The 13,728-nt window shown below is 67.4% G+C and carries 10 protein-coding genes; 3 read left to right on the top strand and 7 right to left on the bottom strand.

What is annotated here, in order from left to right:
* The first annotated feature begins 145 nt into the window (after positions 1-145).
* Positions 146-904, top strand: coding sequence for an AraC family transcriptional regulator (locus tag BWQ93_RS08430; RefSeq protein ID WP_077030153.1), 759 nt, complete (start codon positions 146-148; stop codon positions 902-904).
* A 100-nt stretch (positions 905-1,004) separates the two neighbouring features.
* Here BWQ93_RS08430 and BWQ93_RS08425 read toward each other — a convergent pair whose 3' ends face one another.
* On the bottom strand, positions 1,005-1,391 hold the full coding sequence (locus BWQ93_RS08425) for a hypothetical protein (RefSeq protein WP_077030152.1): 387 nt from the start codon (positions 1,389-1,391) through the stop codon (positions 1,005-1,007).
* A gap of 14 nt (positions 1,392-1,405) precedes the next feature.
* Here BWQ93_RS08425 and BWQ93_RS08420 point away from each other — a divergent pair, with 14 nt between their 5' ends.
* Positions 1,406-2,512 carry a hypothetical protein gene (locus BWQ93_RS08420; RefSeq protein ID WP_156878183.1) on the top strand — a complete coding sequence of 369 codons (1,107 nt, stop codon included), beginning with the start codon at positions 1,406-1,408 and terminating at the stop codon, positions 2,510-2,512.
* A 404-nt stretch (positions 2,513-2,916) separates the two neighbouring features.
* Here BWQ93_RS08420 and BWQ93_RS08415 read toward each other — a convergent pair whose 3' ends face one another.
* Together BWQ93_RS08415 and BWQ93_RS08410 are read right to left on the bottom strand one after the other, a co-directional pair.
* A complete protein-coding gene (locus BWQ93_RS08415; RefSeq protein WP_077030150.1) occupies positions 2,917-5,574 on the bottom strand; it encodes a TonB-dependent receptor in 2,658 nt (885 codons plus the stop codon).
* 222 nt (positions 5,575-5,796) lie between these two features.
* Positions 5,797-6,303, bottom strand: a complete 507-nt coding sequence (locus BWQ93_RS08410; RefSeq protein ID WP_198040502.1) for a hypothetical protein — start codon at positions 6,301-6,303, stop codon at positions 5,797-5,799.
* 83 nt (positions 6,304-6,386) lie between these two features.
* On the opposite strand from BWQ93_RS08410, the gene BWQ93_RS08405 reads away from it, so the two are divergent.
* The gene (locus BWQ93_RS08405) at positions 6,387-7,244 is read left to right on the top strand and encodes a glycoside hydrolase family 16 protein (protein ID WP_077030148.1); all 858 of its coding nucleotides are present in this window, start codon (positions 6,387-6,389) and stop codon (positions 7,242-7,244) included.
* Between the two features lie 74 nt (positions 7,245-7,318).
* On the opposite strand, the gene nagE is transcribed toward BWQ93_RS08405, so the two are convergent.
* From nagE to BWQ93_RS08385, 4 genes are read right to left on the bottom strand one after another with little or no spacing between them, the layout of a single operon-like run.
* Positions 7,319-8,992: an N-acetylglucosamine-specific PTS transporter subunit IIBC gene (gene nagE, locus BWQ93_RS08400; RefSeq protein WP_077030147.1), complete on the bottom strand. Its 1,674-nt coding sequence runs from the start codon at positions 8,990-8,992 to the stop codon at positions 7,319-7,321.
* On the bottom strand, positions 8,989-11,478 hold the full coding sequence (gene ptsP / locus BWQ93_RS08395) for a phosphoenolpyruvate--protein phosphotransferase (protein WP_077030146.1): 2,490 nt from the start codon (positions 11,476-11,478) through the stop codon (positions 8,989-8,991). Before ptsP ends, nagE begins: the two co-directional genes overlap by 4 nt.
* 17 nt (positions 11,479-11,495) lie before the next feature.
* Positions 11,496-12,662 carry an N-acetylglucosamine-6-phosphate deacetylase gene (gene nagA / locus BWQ93_RS08390; RefSeq protein ID WP_077030145.1) on the bottom strand — a complete coding sequence of 389 codons (1,167 nt, stop codon included), beginning with the start codon at positions 12,660-12,662 and terminating at the stop codon, positions 11,496-11,498.
* On the bottom strand, positions 12,659-13,696 hold the full coding sequence (locus tag BWQ93_RS08385; protein ID WP_077030144.1) for an SIS domain-containing protein: 1,038 nt from the start codon (positions 13,694-13,696) through the stop codon (positions 12,659-12,661). Before BWQ93_RS08385 ends, nagA begins: the two co-directional genes overlap by 4 nt.
* Positions 13,697-13,728 lie beyond the last annotated feature (32 nt).

The raw sequence follows: 13,728 nt of genomic DNA, 5'->3' as shown, positions 1-13,728 counted from the left end.
TGCCTTTGATAGCTTTTGTGTCCTCGCTTCTATCGCCAGTTCGGGCCAATCACCACGCCGCACAGGCCATTGCCCCGATCACGCCTGTTCAGATACGCTCTGGGCCTGTAATATGGCATCGCGCAATATTTGTGGAGTTCGGGCCATGAAGCACAGTGTCGACGTCCTTTCCTTCGATCGCCCCGTGATCGCGCTCCAGGACGAATATCCCGCGGGCTTCGTCGACCCGATGCACAGCCACGAGCATGTCCAGATCCTCTATGCCTCGTCGGGCGTGATGTCGGTGCGCACCCCCGAAACCAGCTTCGTCATCCCGCCGCAGCGCGCGGTGTGGCTGCCCGCGGGCATGAAGCACGAGGTCGCGTGCCGCGGCCCCGTCTCGCTGCGCACCCTTTACCTCCCCAGCGAGCCCGGCGAGCGCGGCAAGCAGTGCCGCGTGTTCGAGGTCTCGAACCTCCTGAAGGCGCTGATCCTCGAGGCGTGCGATTTCCCGCCGCTCTACGACGTCGCGGGGCGCGAGGGACGGATCATCGGGCTGCTCCTCGACGAGATCGAGCTTATGCCCAACGCCCCTTATCAGGTGTCGATGCCCGCCGATCCGCGGCTGCTGCGCGTCTGCAACGCGATCCTCGCCGACCCATCGGACCCGCGCGACATCGACGATTGGGCGGGGTTCGCCGCGATGGGCCGCCGCACCTTCACGCGCAGCTTCAAGCAGGAAACGGGCATGGGCCTCGCGGTGTGGCGCCAGCAGGTGCGGCTGATGGAGGCGCTGTCGATGCTCGCCGCGGGCGCCTCGATCACCCAGGTGACCTACGAGGTCGGCTACGACAGCCCCAGCGGCTTCGCCGCGATGTTTCGCCGCGCCTTCGGCGTGCCGCCGAGCCAGTATCTGAAACCCTGAAGGCCGGGTTCCCGGTGTTTGCCGAAGTTCCGGGAATCTCGCTGCTTGCGGGATGGGAACCGCCCGCAAGTCGGACGGCGGAGAGAGCCCGCGGCTCGGATTACGGTTCGGGCCGCCAGCTATCCGTCGCCCGGGCGTCGGCGAGCGCCTTGCGCAGCGTTTCCGCATCGCCGTCGGCCTTGCTGGCTTCCCATGCGTCGCACGCCTCGCTCGCGACCTTGTAACCCGCCTCCTGATGCTGACGGATCGCAAGGCGCCGTTCCCGCGCTACCTTCTCCGCCGGGGTTTCGCCGGCATAGCAACTGATGAACTCGCCGCTGTCGGGGTCGCCGCAATTGACGTCGCCCTCCATCATCGATGCCAACATCAGGCGAGGGTAGACCTGATGGACCCGCACGCATTCACTCGCGAGGTCGAGGTCCTTCGCTATCGCCGACCCGGGCGTGGCGAGCGTCAGGATACCTGCGATGATCGGCGACCATTTCATGCTGCGTCCCTCCCTTGGCGACGACCATCACTAATGCGCCCGCGCACGTGATGGAAGCCTCCTGCCCTTCATCGGCGCTCGGATACGATCGAACGGCAGGAAACGACCGAAACCGGACATTCGTTCGGAAGCATTTGGTCGGGGCATTTCAAGACGCGATCGGCAATCCGAGCGGTTTGCGGCTTGACCGCGAGGAGGATTGCGCTGAATTTCTTTCCAACCATGTTGAGAGGAAAATAGACGTGAGGCTTCCTTGTCTGCTCGCTTTCGCCCTAACCGGGGCATCGGCCTCGGCACAAGATCCGGCCCCACTGAAAAGCCCAAGCGAGATCTTGGTCATCGGCGATCGCGAGCAACAAGAGAAACAGCGCGAACAGATCCAGGAGTTCGTCCGCGCCTTGTCCACCGAAGGGTGGGACAGCCCGATGACACGCTTCGAAAAGGTCTGTCCGGGCGTCATCGGTCTTTCCCCAGCGCAGAATTTGAGGATCGCCGCACGTATCCGCGCAGTCGCGGCGGCGGCCAATATTGAAGTAGGGGAAGACGGCTGCCCCCCGAATCTTCGCATCGTCGTGGTCCCTGACAAACACGAGATGCTCGAGCTTCTGAAGAAGAAGCATCCGGTCCTGTTCCGAGACTATGATGGTCGGCCGGTTGAGATCGTCAAGGAGGACGGTCCCGTCACCGCATGGCATGTCAGGCAGAAGCTGGATCGACGCGGCAACACGTTGGAGCCTGACTCAAATGGCATCACGTCGATAAGCTTCGATGGTGTATCGCCGCGGGTTCTCGCCCTATACCGTCCGGTGGCGATGGGCTCAATGATCTTGATCGAACAGAAGGGACTGGTCGGTCTCACCACCATGCAGATCGCGGACTATGCCGCGATGCGTTCCTTCACCACTATCTACCCTCATCGACTGTCCCGAAGTAACGCGCCAACGATTCTCCGCGTGATGAACAGTAAGATCGGCGATGACACGCCGCTGTCGCTGACTCGGTGGGACTTGGCCTTTCTGAAAGCCGCCTACTCCGTCCCGCCTTACAACTACTCCAGCGCCCAACGCGATCGAATTCGGCGCGCCATCAAGAGGGACCTGAATATTGAGAGCAGCCGCTAGTTGGATGGCGCGTTAGCGAATGATACGACGTCGCAAATATGGGCTGACGGTGATACCTTCCAAGGGGCCGTCTGCTCATGGCTGCACGTCAGGGGCCTCGGCAATGTCCGCTCACCACTCCATTTCAGCCATTCGCTACCGATGCGGATGTGTTGACCGCTGACGGGCGTTAGCTGTCATTTGCCTCCCTTCCCTGCAAGGGAGGGGCTGGGGGTGGGTTCGCCGCCGAAAAGGCGGGCGCTCTACCTCTTGCTCGCTACGCTCGCTACCCACCCCTAATCCCTCCCTAGAAGGGAGGGGGAATGGCCTAAATCCCGCCCCAAAACCGCCCCAAAAGAAAACCCGCCGCAACCCCGGTTTCCCCGGACCGCGGCGGGCCTCCTGCGACCACGCTTGGGGGTGGATCAGAACTTCGCGCGCACGCCGAAGTAGAATTGGCGGCCATTGTCATAGATCGCGCGGGGGCGCGCCGGGGTGCCCGAATATTGCTCGATCGACTCGTTGGTCAGGTTCACCGCGTCGGCGGTCAGCGCGATCTGGTCGGTCAGGTTGAAGCTGACCGACGCGTCGAGCGACGACAGCGCGGCCTGGTTCAGCGGCGCCGCCCGGTCGATGTCGATGAAGAATTTCGACCGGTAGTTGTACGACAGCCGCGCGCTGACCAGGTCGGTCTCGTAATAGCCGGTCAGGTTGAGCGAATGCTTCGAATTGCCCGGGATCGGGTCGCCGTTGTTCGCCTTGGCGTCGGAGTAGGTATAGTTCACCACCGCGCCGAAGCCGCCCCAGATCGGGCGCGACGCCTGGAATTCGAAACCCTGATTGCGCCCGCCCGCGCCGTTGCTGCGCCGGTTGATCTGATAGGGGCAGTTGAACAGATTGGGATTGCCGCCCCCCGCCGCGACGCAGCCCGCGGGCTGCGACCCCGGCACGAACACGCCCGGCAGCACCTCGACCGAGGTCGTGTTGACGATATACGACTGGATATCCTTGTAGAACAGCGCCAGCGCGACGATCGTCTCGCGATCGGGATACCATTCGACCGACAGGTCGTACTGGTTGGCGCGATAGGGATCGAGGTTCGGATCGCCGCCGCGCCCGGTCAGCAGCGTGCCGTTCAAATCGACGCCCGGGGTGATGTCGACGAAGTCCGGCCGCGTCACCGTCTTGCCCGCACCGAAGCGCAGCACGACCTGGTCCGACAGGTCGACCGACAGGTTCGCGCTCGGCAGCACGTCGGTATACGAGCGCTTCGCGGTCGACGGGGTGAAGCCGCCGAACGGATTGGTGAACTCGGGGTTGGCGCCGCCGATGATGAAGCCGTCGGAGCGCTGGTCGGTGCGGATCACGCGCACGCCGACATTGCCGCGCCAGCCCTCGCCGCCGAACTTGGCGAGGCCATAGCCGCCATAGGCCTTTTCGTTGATCGCGTAGCTGTTGCCCGGGACCAGAAAGCGGTCGGTGCCCGGCGCGGTCTGCGCGGCGTAAATGGCGCGCAGCTTGTCGGGATCGACGCGCCAATAGTCGGTGAGCGACCCCGGCGCGGCGATGCCGTTGAGGAAGTCGCCGGGCATGCCGCCGCCTGTCGCGAAATCGGCCGAGGTGCAGGGAACGCCGTTGCAGCGCAGGCCCGGGGTGAACACCCCGCCGTTGGTCGCGAAGCGGTCGGCGACGCGGTCATGGTCGGTATATTTGACCCCGAATTTCAGCGCGGTCAGCGGCCCCCATTCGACCTCCTTCTCGAGGTCGAGGTAGACATATTTCTCCTCGTCGTCGTTGGTCACCGACTGGATGCGCGCAAAATCGGGGCGGATGCCCAGCGGGTTCAGCGGGTCGGGGCGCGCGAACTGCACCTCGGGCGTCCCGCTGCGCAGATCGTAGCTGAAGGCGCCGGGCCCCGCGAATTCGATGAAATTCTCGTTGCTCGTATCGCCGTTCGCCTTGGTCCAGCCGGCCTTCAGATGCACCGACAGGCCGTCGGTCGGGCGATACGTCAGGTCGAAATCGGCCGATACGGTCTTCGCCACCGCCTTGCGGTCGATCGCGTCGTAAACGGTGCCGAAGCCCGCGGTGCCGCCGTTCAGCGAGGCGATATTGCCCGCGACCGCGACCCCGTCTTCGACCACCGCGCCGGTGATCGTGCCGCCACCGGCCAGCGCCTGCTCGCCCCAGGCGATATAATTCTGGTTGAAGTTATCGGCGTTGAAGCGCGAATAGAGCCCGGTGATGTTGATCTCCAGCTCGTCCGACGGACGGAACTGGATGCCGATATTGGCGCCGTAGCGCTCGCGCTCCTGCTCGAACATCGTCGAGCCGATCAAGGTCGGGACCAGCGCATTCTGCCCGTTGCCGACGGCAAAGGAGCGATAGCCGAACAGCTCGATCCCGTCGCGGCGCGTGCGCCGCTTCTGATAGATCGCGCCGACCAGCACGCCGAAGGTCTCGTCGGCGTTCTTCCAGCTCACCAGGCCCGACAGCTGCGGATCCAGCTTGTCCGACAGATCCGAATAGGCCGCCTGCGCCGATACCGACACGGTGAAGGGATCGAGGTCGAGCGGGTTGCGCGTCAGGACGTTGATCGTGCCGCCGACGCCGCCTTCCTCGACATCGGCCTGCGGGCTCTTGTAGACCTCCAATCGGCCGACGATCTCGGCGGGCAGCGTGAGGTAGTTGAAGCTGCGCGTCGAGGCGACCTGGTCGAGGATGAACCAGTCGGCGGTCGCGACGCTATGGCCGTTGAGCAGGGTCTTGGTCAGGTTCGGCGCGGTGCCGCGCAGCGACACGCGCTCGCCCTCGCCGAACTCGCGGTTGACGACGATGCCGGGGACGCGCTGCAGCGCTTCGGCGACATTCTTGTCGGGGAATTTGCCGATATCCTCGGCGCTGACCACATCGGCGATCACCGACAGGTCGCGCTTGGCGTCGATCGACTGGCTCAGCGAGCCGCGATAGCCGGTGACGACGATCTCCTCGCCCTCGGTCGGCGCGGCCTCCTGCGCAAAGGCGGGGGCGGTGCAGGCGATGCTCGCGAGCACGCTCGCGGTCGCCAGAAATTTGTTGGACATGGCCACAGTCATTCTCCCTCTTTTGGTCTATCCATGGTTTTTATTGGTATCATACTAAAAATACCAATTCCATCGATTGACTACGTATTGAGGGCGCTCATGCGGCGTCCTGACGCATTTTCCTGTCGCTTCGGCGCTGTTCTGACCCATTTTGGTATTGAAATGGTAGTTGGTGCACTAAGCAATTCTCCGGCGGCGCGCGAAGGGCCTATTCGGCCTTCATCACGAAGGCCGGCCCAGGTCGATCATCCGCGCCGCATCGCCCAACGTCAGCGCGACATTCGCCGCACCCGCGGCGTGCTCGGCGGCCGCGATGCCCTTGATATGCACCAGCTTCCATTCGGGTCCGACGTCGACCCGTCCGGCGACGATCGGGGCATAGGGCGCGCTATTCTGCTGGATCGCGGCGCCCAGCGTCCCGCCCTCGGCGCTGCGCACCCAGAAAGCGAGGATCAACTTGTCGCCTTTGGCGATCGCTTTGTCGATCGGCACCGACGCGCCGATGTCCCACGCGTTTTCGGGCTCCGCGGCGATCGCGACGCGCATCGCGCTGCCGCCTTGCACCGCGCCGTCCTTGCGCGCCTTGTGCGTCTGGCCGGGGCCATAGACATTCCACCCCGCGGTCGGCGTGTTGAGCATCGGCGGCGCTTCGGCGGCCTCCTGCGCCGCCGCGGGTACCGCCGCGAGCGCGATCATCGTGGAAAACAGGGCTTCACGCAGCATCGACATCGCCATTCTCCCCTTGGCAATCGCATGATCTTATGCTTACAAGTAGGATATCAATCTAATACCAATTGTCGAGGGGAAAGCTTATGCTGCGTGGCACTTTCGCCAACATCGGCCTCATCGCCGCGCTCGCGACCGCGCCGGCCTCGGCGCAGGAGCCGGCTAAGGAGCGGACAGGCGCCGGCGGCTACGAGCTCGTCTGGGCCGACGAATTCGACACCGACGGGCCGCCCGACCCCGCCAAATGGGTCTGGGACACCCACGCCAACAAGATGGGCTGGTACAATAAGGAGCTGCAATATTATGCCGCCGACCGCCCCGAAAACGCGCGGGTGGAAGGCGGCCGCCTGATCATCACCGCGCGCCGCGAAACGCTCGCCGCCCGCGCCGACCACGGCGGGCAGGGCTACACCTCCGCGCGCCTCATCACCAAGGGCAAGGCCGAATTCACTTACGGCCTGATCGAGGTCCGCGCCAAGCTGCCGTGCGGCAAGGGCAGCTGGCCCGCGATCTGGACCCTCGGCGCCACTGCGCCGTGGCCCGACGGCGGCGAGATCGACATCATGGAGCATGTCGGCCAGACCCCCGGCGATATCTTCGGCACGATCCACAACCGCTCGACCGCGGGCAGCTTCGGCAACGGCGGCAAGACGCGGATCCAGACCGCCTGCACCGCGTTCCACGATTATCAATTGCTCTGGACCCCGCGCGAGATCCGCTTCGCGGTCGACGGCAAGCCCTATCACCGCTACGCCAACGCCGGCACGGGCGCCGAACAATGGCCCTTCGACCAGCCGCATTATCTGCTGCTCAACCTCGCGGTCGGCGGCGCGATGGGCGGCGAAGTCGACGATGCGATCTTCCCAGCGACCTTCGAGATCGAGCATGTCCGCGTCTACCGCCAGGCGGTCCGGGGCGCGGCGCCCGCCGCCACTCCCGAATGAGCGCGGCGGCGCGGCTCTAGTCCATTTCGAGCCGCGCCGCCGCTTCCGCGACCTCTGGGAAGACGAGGCGGGAACTAAATCAGGATATGCAGCACATCGGCGCCCGGCCGTGCGACGCCGCGGCTGACCGCCGCGAGCGCGGCTTCGTCGACCAGCGCCGGATCGGCGACTTCCGCCCGCGCTCGGCCGCCGAGCGCCTGCGCGCTCCGCACATTGGCTTGCCCGCCGAGCGCCGCGACGATGGCATCGGGCAGTGCGGCCTCGGTCGCCACGACCGGCGCCGCGACGACCGCGACTGCCTTGCCGCCCCCCGCCAGCGCACCGCGGATTTCCTCGGCGACCAGGTCGGCGACCGGCCCCAGCACCACCTGCGCGGCGTTCGCCGACGGCCGGATGATCCCGCGCGCGCCGAGCGCGGTCAGCGCGCCCTCGTCGATCTTGCCCTGGTCGGCGACGATCAGCCGCAGCCGCGTCGTGCACGCATCGACGCTCGCCAGATTGCTTGGGCCCCCGAGCGCCGCGACAAAGGCCTCGCCGCGCGCGCTCCCCGGCGAGGCTGTCGCGGCCTCGGCGACGTCGCCCGTCTCGCGCCCTGGGGTCGCGAGGTTGAAGCGGCGGATGAAGAAGCGGAACAGCCCGTAATAGATGCCCGCATAAGCGGCGCCGATCGGCAGCAGCATCAGCGGATTTTTCGCCAGGCTGAAGTTCAGCACATAATCGAACAGCCCCGCCGAGAAACCGAAACCCAGCTTGACGTCGAGCGCGTTCATCAGCGCCATCGACGCCCCCGTCAGCAGCGCGTGGATGCCGTAAAGCAGCGGCGCGACGAACATGAAGCTGAACTCGATCGGCTCGGTCACCCCGGTCAGGAAGCTGGTGAAGGCGAGGGAGAAGAGCATGCCGCCCACCGCCTTCTTCCGCTCGGGCCGCGCTTCGTGATACATGGCGAGGCACGCCGCGGGCAGGCCGAACATCATCACCGGGAAAAAACCCGACATGAAGGCGCCGGCATCGGGATCGCCCGCGAAGAAGCGCCTGAGATCGCCCGTCGCGCCCGCAAAATCGCCGACCACGAACCACGCGGCATTGTTGATGATATGGTGCAGCCCGGTGACGATCAGCAGCCGGTTGAGCACGCCGTATACGAACAGCCCGGTCCCGCCGCTCTCGACCACCGTGCGGCTCGCCGCGTCGATCGCCCCGCTAATATGCGCATAGCCATAGCCGATCGCCGCCGCGAGCAGCAGCCCGGCGACCCCCGCGGCGATCGGCACGAAGCGCCGCCCGCCGAAGAAGGCGAGATATTCGGGCAGCGCGATCGTCGCGAAGCGGTTGTAGAAATTGCCCCCGATCAGCCCCGACAAGATGCCGATCGGCACCTCGAGCTTATCGATCTGCGTCAGCGCCCAATTCTTCGCCGCCAGCGCCGCCGCCGCCTCGGGTAGTCCCGCGCCCACATCGGGCGGCGCGGCGAGGAAGGTCTGCGCGCCCGTCGTCGTCACGAGGTAGCACACGACCCCCGCGAGCGCCGCGGCGCCATTGCCGTCGCGCGCAAAACCCACCGCGACCCCGATCGCGAACAAGATGCCCAGATTTTCGAAGATCGCGCCGCCCGCCGCCGAGACGAAGGCGATGTCGAGCAGATCGGGCTGGCCAATGCGGAGCAGCAGGCCCGCGATCGGCAGCACCGCGATCGGCAGCATCAGCGCGCGGCCCAGCGGCTGCAGCGTTTCGAGTATCTTCCTCATGCCGCCACTCCCCCAAATTGCCGCGCCAGCGCGCGGACTTCCGCCGCCGACGTGCAGGCCAGCGCGCGCGCCGCATGGCCGCGCGCCGCCTCGATCGTCACGCCGCGGACGATCGCCTTCGCCTCGGCGACGAAGCCCGGCACCGCCGAAATCTCGGTCACCCCCAGCCCGACCAGGATCGGCAGCGCCGCGGGGTCGGACGCGAGCCCGCCGCACACGCCGACCCAGGTCCCGCGCGTCGCCGCGAGCCGGCACGTCTCGCCGATCATCCGCAAGACGGCAGGGTGCAGCGCGTCGACCCCGGCGGCGACCGCCGGATTGCCGCGGTCCATCGCCAGCACATATTGGGTCAGATCGTTGGTCCCGATCGACAGGAAATCGGCCTCGGCGGCGAGCAGGTCGGCGGTCATCGCCGCCGCGGGCGTCTCGACCATCGCGCCGACCGCGACCGCCTCGGCGATCCCGGTCTCGCTACGGAGCCTTTCGACCGTCGCGCGCACCGCGACGAGTTCAGCGACGCTCGCGACCATCGGCACCATGATCCTGCACTGGCCCACCGGCTGCACGCGCAATATCGCGCGGAGCTGCGTCTCGAGCAGGCCCGGATGCGCCAGCCCGACGCGAATGCCGCGTTGCCCCAGCGCCGGATTCTCCTCGGCTGCGAAAGGGATATAGGCCGCGGGCTTGTCGCCGCCGATGTCGAGCAGGCGGACGATCACCGGCTTGCCCGCCAGCGCGTCGGCGATGCCCTGATAGGCCGCGAGCTGCTCCTCCTCCGACGGCGCGCTGTCGCGGCCCAGGAACAGGAATTCGCTGCGCACCAGCCCCGATCCCTCGGCGCCCTGCGCCGCGGCGAGCACGGCGTTCTCGACGGTGCCGATATTGGCGAAGACCTCGATCCGCGTCCCGTCGGCGCTGTGGCACGCATCGGCCGCCGCCGCCTGCGCCGCCGCGCGCCGCGCATCGCGCGCCGCGACCCGCGCCGCAAAAATCGTCGCCGCCTCGGCATCGGGATCGACCGTCACATGTCCCGCCTCGGCATCGAGCAGCAGCGTCGCGCCGTCGGCCACGCCATCCAGTGCCTCGCCCATCGCGACCAGCGCGGGCAATCCCATGCCCGCGCACAGGATCGCGACATGCGAGGTCGGCCCGCCGCACACCAGCGCGACCCCGGCCAGCCCGCTCGCCGCCAGCGTCACCAGCTGCGACGGCAGCAGATCGTCGGCGACCAGAATAGACCCCGCCCGGATCGCATCGGCCTCGGCAGGCACGCCGCTCAGTGCCAGCAGCAACTGCCGCTCGATATCGACCAGATCGTCGATCCGTTCGATCAGATGCGCATTGCCCGTCGCGCGCAGCGCGTCGATCTGGTCGTGCACCGCGCCGCGCCACGCGAACCCCGCGCTCGCGCCCTCGGCGATACGCCTTTCGGCGCCTGCCAGCAGTTCGGGATCGTCGAGCAAGGCCAGATGCGCCGCCATCACCGCCGCGACGCTCCCGCCCGCGCTTTCGGCGCGGGCAGCGATCCGGCCGCGCACCTCGTTGCGCGCCGCGATCAGTGCCGCGCGTTCCTCGACCGCCCCTGTACCCTCGCGCGCGACCGCGATCTCGGCGCGCTGCAGCCGTGCCGCTGGGCCCATCGCCAGCCCCGGCGCCGCGATCACCCCGCCGATCTGTCCTTCGGCCAGCGCCGCCGCCGGCGCCGCGGCCGGGGCAGGGGCAACAGGCGCGCCTTCGCCCATATCGCTGCCCAGCAGCGCCACGATCGCCGCGAGCGCCGCCTCGGCATCGTCCCCGCGCGCCTGCACCGTCACTTCGTCGCCGAAACGCGTCCCGAGCGCGAGAAGCGCGACGGTGCTGCGCGCATCGCCGCGCTTCTCGCCAAACAACAGATGCACGTCGGCTTCGAACCCGCGCGCCGCCTCGCCGATCCGCGCCGCCGGGCGCGCATGGATGCCGTGCGGCAGCGACAGCGTCACCGCCTGCTCGACCAGCGTGCCGTCGTCCGAGCGCCGCCGCGCGTCGGCCACGACCGGCGCGAGCGTCATCAGCGCTTCGCAGGCGCCGACCGCGGCATCGATCGTGCGCTTCACGATGGTGAAGGCCTCGGCATTGGTCACGATCACCGGGGTGATCAGGCTCGGTGCCGCGAGCGCGACCGCGTCCATGTCGAAGCGGATCAGCGGATCGCCGCGCGCCACGCGGTCGCCCGCCTTGACCAGCGGCTCGAACCCCTTGCCCTTCAGCGTCACGGTATCGAGCCCGATATGGATCAGCAGTTCGGCGCCCTCGGGGCTGCGCAAGGCGACGGCATGGCCCGAATCGTGGAGCGTCGTCACTTCGCCGTCGCACGGCGCGACGACGGTGTCGCCCAGCGGCTCGATCGCGACCCCGTCGCCCATCATCCGCTGCGCAAACACCGGATCGGGAACCTGATCGAGCGCCGACGCCCAACCCCTGAGCGGCGAGGTGATGATCAGGCTCATCGGCTTTATCCCTTATGTTATTGAGCGGCCTGGACGAAGGACGGTGCGGTATCGCGGATGGGCACGCCGCCGATCCATGTCTCGCGCGGGGCGAGCTTGCTGTCGAGCCATATGAAATCGGCGCGGCGCCCCGGCGCGATCGCGCCATGGCTGTCCGACAGCGCCAGGAAGGCGGCGGGCGTCGCGCTCGCCATGATCGCGGCGTCCTCGGCCGCCAGCCCGGTGACCTCGACGGTCTTGCGTAGCGCCGACGCCATGTCGAGATGCGTGCCCGCCAGCGTGCCGTCCTCGAAGAAACAGACGCCGTCTTTCACCGCGATGCGCTTGCCCTGCAGCGTGAATTCGCCGTCGTCGGTGCCGACGCTCGGCATCGCGTCGGTGACCAGCATGACGCGTGTGAGCCCCTTGGCCTTCACGGCGAGCCGCACGATGGCAGGATGGAGGTGGACGTTGTCGACGATCAGCCCGCAATAGGCATCCGAATCGAACGCCGCGCCAACCGCGCCGGGATTACGGTGGTGCAGCGGCGACATCGCGTTGAACAAATGGGTGAAGCCGCTCAGGCCCGCGGCAATCGCACGCTGCGCCTCGTCATAGGTCGCATCGCTATGCCCCGCGCTGACGATCACGCCGTGCCGCACCAAAGTCGCGATATCCTCGGCATCGCAAAGCTCGGGCGCCAGCGTCAGCATTACCTTGCCGCGCCGCGGCGCGGTCAGCAATGTCAGCATCGCGTCATCGAGCTTGCGGATGCGGTGCGCCTCGTGGATGCCGCGCTTCACCTCGTTGATGAACGGCCCCTCGATATGGATGCCGACGACGCCGGGGACGCCGGCCTCGATCGCCGCGTCGACCGCCGCCAGCGCCGATGCGATCTGCTCGGCGGTGTCGCTGATCAAGGTCGGCAGGAAGGCGGTGGTGCCGAAACGCGCATGCGCCTCGCCGATCGCGGCGATCGATTCGACGTCGACATGGTCGTTGAACAATATGCCGCCGCCGCCGTTTACCTGCGTGTCGACGAAGCCCGGGAGCAGCCAGCCGCCCCCCAGATCGATCACGCGATCGGCGCCACCGGTTTCCTCGGTCCGGACGGCAGCGATGGCGCCGTCGGCCACGGCGATGTCCGCCGCGCCGACGACGCCGCCCGGCAGTGCGACCCGGCCGTTGTGAAAGCGAAACATCATATCGTCTCGGTAACCTTGTTGAGGTGCGGGGGCGAGTCGGGGTTGCGGCCGCGCGCGAGCGCCAGCCCGCTCGCCATGCGGTAAAAGCTTTGGATCAGCAGGATCGGCTCGATCGCCGGATGCGCGGCAAGGGCGGGCAGGTCGCCCCCTGCCGGATCGGCGAGCAGCACCGTCGCGCCGCGCCCGCGAAATTCCGCCGCGGCCTCGCGCACGCTCTCTGCCGCGCGGTCGCTGCCCCCGAAGGCCAGCACGTGAAACGCATCGCCGACGATCGCCATCGGCCCGTGGCGCACCTCGGCGGCGCTGAAGCTTTCGGCGTGCAGCGACGAGGTTTCCTTGAATTTCAGCGCCGCTTCCTGCGCGACCCCATACCCATAGCCGCGCCCCAGCACGAACAGGTTCTGTGCGTCGGCAAAGGCGGGGATCGCCGCAGACCAGTCGAGCGCAAAGGCCGTGGCCAGCTGGCCGGGTAGGGCGCTCAGCGCCTCGCCGAGCGCGTCATCTTCGGCCCAGGCCGCGACGAGCGCCGCGATCGCCGCGAGCGAAGAGATGTAGCTTTTGGTCGCCGCGACCGATTTCTCGGGACTGGCCTTCAACGCGATTACCACGTCGGCGAGCGCGCAGAGCGGCGCATCCTCGGCATTGAGCAGCGCGACCACGAAAGCGCCGGCCTTCTTCTGCGCCTCGACCGCGGCGAGCAGATCGGGGCTCTTGCCCGACTGCGAAATCGCGAGGCACAGCCGGTCGCCGGCCAGCGTCGGCGCGTCGTAGAGCGAGGCGACCGACAGCGCCGCCGAGGCGGTCGGCGTGCCGGTCATCGTCTCGACCAGATATTTGGCATAGGTCGCGGCATGGTCCGACGACCCGCGTGCGCAGGTGACGACCGCCGCGGGCGGGGAGGCGCGCAGCCGCGCGCCGATCGTCGCGAAAGCCTCAGCATTGGCGGCCAGCATCGCCGTGACCGCGGCAGCGGCCTGACCGGCTTCGGCCGCCATCAGCGTCGTGGGAACCTCTATCGCGCTATGCCGCGTCATCGTCTCGTTCGACTCCCGATCGGTCGGGGCGG

It is taken from the genome of Sphingopyxis sp. QXT-31 (assembly GCF_001984035.1).
In the GTDB taxonomy this organism is placed as follows: Bacteria; Pseudomonadota; Alphaproteobacteria; order Sphingomonadales; family Sphingomonadaceae; genus Sphingopyxis.
The sequence above is the reverse complement of the archived record's forward strand: the minus strand, read 5'-3'. Positions and strand labels throughout refer to the sequence as shown.